Source organism: Endozoicomonas sp. SESOKO1 (genome assembly GCF_024606265.1).
In the GTDB taxonomy this organism is placed as follows: Bacteria; Pseudomonadota; Gammaproteobacteria; order Pseudomonadales; family Endozoicomonadaceae; genus Endozoicomonas.
The window spans coordinates 1-3,440 of the sequence record NZ_JAHHPP010000213.1; the positions used below are offsets into that span (position 1 = coordinate 1).

4 protein-coding genes are annotated in these 3,440 nt (G+C 51.0%); 1 reads left to right on the plus strand and 3 read right to left on the minus strand.

The window, feature by feature from the left end; genetic code table 11:
• Nucleotides 1–71 precede the first annotated feature (71 nt).
• On the minus strand, nt 72–1,301 hold the full coding sequence (gene serA / locus KDK13_RS09880; protein WP_257284814.1) for a phosphoglycerate dehydrogenase: 1,230 nt from the start codon (nt 1,299–1,301) through the stop codon (nt 72–74).
• A gap of 280 nt (nt 1,302–1,581) precedes the next feature.
• On the minus strand, nt 1,582–1,842 hold the full coding sequence (locus tag KDK13_RS09885) for a DUF4404 family protein (RefSeq protein WP_257284815.1): 261 nt from the start codon (nt 1,840–1,842) through the stop codon (nt 1,582–1,584).
• A gap of 246 nt (nt 1,843–2,088) precedes the next feature.
• On the opposite strand from KDK13_RS09885, the gene KDK13_RS09890 reads away from it, so the two are divergent.
• Nucleotides 2,089–2,751: a fumarylacetoacetate hydrolase family protein gene (locus KDK13_RS09890; protein WP_257284816.1), complete on the plus strand. Its 663-nt coding sequence runs from the start codon at nt 2,089–2,091 to the stop codon at nt 2,749–2,751.
• Between the two features lie 29 nt (nt 2,752–2,780).
• Here KDK13_RS09890 and KDK13_RS09895 read toward each other — a convergent pair whose 3' ends face one another.
• Nucleotides 2,781–3,185: an acyl-CoA thioesterase gene (locus KDK13_RS09895; protein ID WP_257284817.1), complete on the minus strand. Its 405-nt coding sequence runs from the start codon at nt 3,183–3,185 to the stop codon at nt 2,781–2,783.
• Nucleotides 3,186–3,440: the final 255 nt, after the last annotated feature.

Consider the following 3,440-nt stretch of genomic DNA (forward strand, 5'->3'; position numbering starts at 1 on the left):
TTTTCTGCCATCCTCGCTACGGGCGCTATTCTCGGACAGCCTCCCGGAGGCTGAGCACTTGCAGATGCCAATCAGTAAAGAACGCGGCAGCGGATGGTGCCTTCAATCTCTCTTATCTTCTGCATGGCCATATCACTGTGTTCAGCATCAACATCGATCACCACGTAACCCACGGACTCATTGGTCTGCAGGTACTGACCGCTGATGTTGATATGGTTTTCAGACAGTATCTGGTTGATCTGGCCCAGAATGCCGGGAATATTCTGGTGGATATGAAGCAGGCGGTGCTTGCCGGGGTGAGCAGGCAGGGCGACTTCCGGGAAGTTTACAGACGACAATGTAGTACCGATATCGCTGTACATAACGAACTTCTCAGCAACCTCCCGGCCAATATTTTCCTGTGCTTCCTGGGTACTGCCGCCAATATGGGGCGTCAGGATGACATTATTCATGCCACGCAGGGGACTGATGAATTCATCACCGTTAGCCCGTGGCTCTTCCGGGAATACGTCAATGGCTGCACCGAGCAGCTTGCCGTTCTTCAGGTACTCAGCCAGTGCTTCAATAACCACCACAGAGCCCCGGGAAGCATTGATCAGAATGCTGTTGTCCTTCATGGCGGCAAACTGTGCTTCACCGAACATCCACTGGGTATCACGGGTTTGTGGTACATGCAGGCTGACAATGTCACACATGCCCAGCAGGGTATTCAGATCATTGATCTGGGTAGCATTGCCCATGGAAAGCCGGGTTACGACATCGTAGAAATAGACTTCCATGCCCAGGGATTCTGCAATGATACTGAGCTGGCTGCCGATATTGCCGTAGCCGATAATACCCAGCTTTTTACCCCGGATTTCATGGGCCTTCGTAGCTGCTTTCTGCCAGCCACCCTGGTGTGCCAGGGCATTCTTTTCAGGGATTCCACGCAGCAGCAGGATGGCTTCAGCCAGAACCAGCTCAGCCACTGAGCGGGTGTTTGAATAAGGCGCGTTGAAAACAGGAATCCCCCGCCGTGTAGCGGCAGGCAGTTCCACCTGATTGGTGCCAATGCAGAAACAGCCAACTGCACAGAGCTTTTTTGCCGCTGCAAAAATCTCATCGGTCAGTTGTGTCCGGGATCGGATGCCCACAAAGCGTGCATCAGCAATACGTTCCTTAAGCTCTTCCGGCGGCAGGGACGTGGTGACATAGTCGATATTGGTATAGCCCGACGCTTTCAGAATATCGACAGCAGATGGGTGGACACCTTCTAACAGAAGAAAACGTATCTTGCTTTTATCCAGCGATGTTTCCGGCATATCAGTCTCTTTATTAGCTAGTTCAAGGCTGTAGTCAGCTCAAGGCTGTAGTCAGCTCAAGGCTGTAGTAAGCCCACGGTTGTTATTTATCCGCCCATCATTTTTATGTCGCACCACAGGTTGGTCCCGGCTGCGTCAGGCGGCACATCATAGCACAGGCTGTGTGTGATGGTACTGACTAAAAGGCTGTGAAAGGATAATGACAGGCAAGCCAGCCGGCTTCACATCAGTGAAACCGACCTGGTGTATTGGCGTGTAATCTGCGTCATTGCGACAGTGTTTAAATACCCATACTGGAGAGGGTAATCATTAATTGCCGGATGGCCTGTGTCAGGGCCGGGTGGTCTTCACTGATGCGAATGGCCTCCTGCTCCAGCTGATCGTTGTAGCCCTGAATGGGAATATCACCTTCTGCCTGGGCAACGGCAATGTTAATCTCTTCGGTTATCTGCCTTAAGGCTCCTGCTGTGCATTCATCGACGGGTGAGTTTTCAAGAATATCATGAAGGCTCTGGATATTGATTTGCAGCTCTTCTGACATACTATGCTCCTTCCACTGTGCGGCCAGTCTTTATGATAATACTACAGTGTATTGAAAGTGAGATGCTTTAACTGCGGCCTGAGCCGTGGGACAATAGCTTCCCGGGGCAGATATGCCTGAATGCAAACGCTCTGCGTGACCCCGACAACGTTTCTGGTTCAGAAGAACAAATAATAAATATCCGAATGATGTTGGCGCATACTGCGCGTTCCGTTTTTCATCACCGGAGTTAATAAAGGATGCACTATGAAGTACAGGCACCACTGGATCAGTGGCGATCGCATTGACCTTCCTGTTGGCAAGGTGGTTTGTGTCGGGCGGAATTATGCGGCACACGTCCAGGAACTGAATAATCCCCTGCCTGATGATCCTGTACTGTTTATTAAACCCGGTACCGCCATGGTTAACCTTGAGCAGCCAGTGACATTACCCCGAAACCGTGGGGCGGTTCATCATGAAACAGAAGTGAGCCTGCTGATCAGGGAGCCTCTGACCAATGCCAGTGAACATGAGGCCAACCGGGCTGTCATGGCCATTGGTCTGGGACTGGATTTGACCCTTCGTGATCTGCAGAGTCTGCAAAAGTCAAAAGGGCTGCCCTGGGAAGTCGCCAAAGCCTTTGATAACAGCTGCCCATTATCCGGGTTTGTGGCGGTTGAACATATTAAAGACCCCGCCAATCTCGAGTTTTCCCTGTCGGTCAATGGAGAGCCAAGGCAGAAAGGGACAACGGCGCATATGTTGACCTCCATTCCCGGGCTTTTGAGCTACATTAGCAGACATTTCACATTACTCCCGGGAGATATTGTGTTGACTGGGACCCCGGATGGTGTCGGTCCTCTGCAACCGGGTGATGATTTGGAACTTACCATGAACGGGACTTTTTCGACCCGGACGCGTTGTATCTGAGAATTTACTTTCAGCGTGGGCTGGGAAGATCAGAGGCTCCTGATCCTCCGGGTTCGTCCACCCCGATCAATGGCAACAAACACCATCGTCGTTTCCGTCAGTTTTTCCCAGCCATGGTGGTTTTCTATCCAGCCCTCAACCACAACCTTGATGGATGTTTTTCCGATTTCTGTCACCCGGGTAAAGAACCCGATCAGATCACCGGTCTGGACGGGTCTGAGAAAACTCATGCTGCCAATACTGACCGTTACCACTCTGGCGCCATTGGAGGCTTTGCGGGCACTGACTTCCCCGGCCTGATCCAGGTGCATGGCAACCCAGCCAGCAAATACATCACCACTGCTATTGACGGAACGATGATCCGCCAGAACCTTCAATGTCATTTCCCCCTGAGGGGTCGGGACACTGTCAAGATTTTCATTGCTGGCACCCATGGAGGACTCCACACTCTTCTTATTGTTGTATTCGGTTAATTTGATTTTTCGGGTATTCTATCTTTTTTACTCAGTAGTTGGCCAAATGGAATCGAATATTTCTGGCAGATAATCAGTTCTCAAAATAATCCTTAACCCTTCGATCCAGCAACATCCAGCAACCTCACACCAAATACAGCAGTCCCACGCTGAGAGGCCCTTTTACCAAACTCGTCGTAAAGCATCGCCCAATCGGGCGGTGATATAAGACAGGAG

Coding starts and splice junctions, on each gene's coding strand:
- serA (WP_257284814.1), bottom strand. CDS start 1,301: ATGCCGGAAACATCGCTGGATAAAAGCAAGATACGTTTTCTTCTGTTA.
- KDK13_RS09890 (WP_257284816.1), top strand. CDS start 2,089: ATGAAGTACAGGCACCACTGGATCAGTGGCGATCGCATTGACCTTCCT.
- KDK13_RS09895 (WP_257284817.1), bottom strand. CDS start 3,185: ATGGGTGCCAGCAATGAAAATCTTGACAGTGTCCCGACCCCTCAGGGG.
- KDK13_RS09885 (WP_257284815.1), bottom strand. CDS start 1,842: ATGTCAGAAGAGCTGCAAATCAATATCCAGAGCCTTCATGATATTCTT.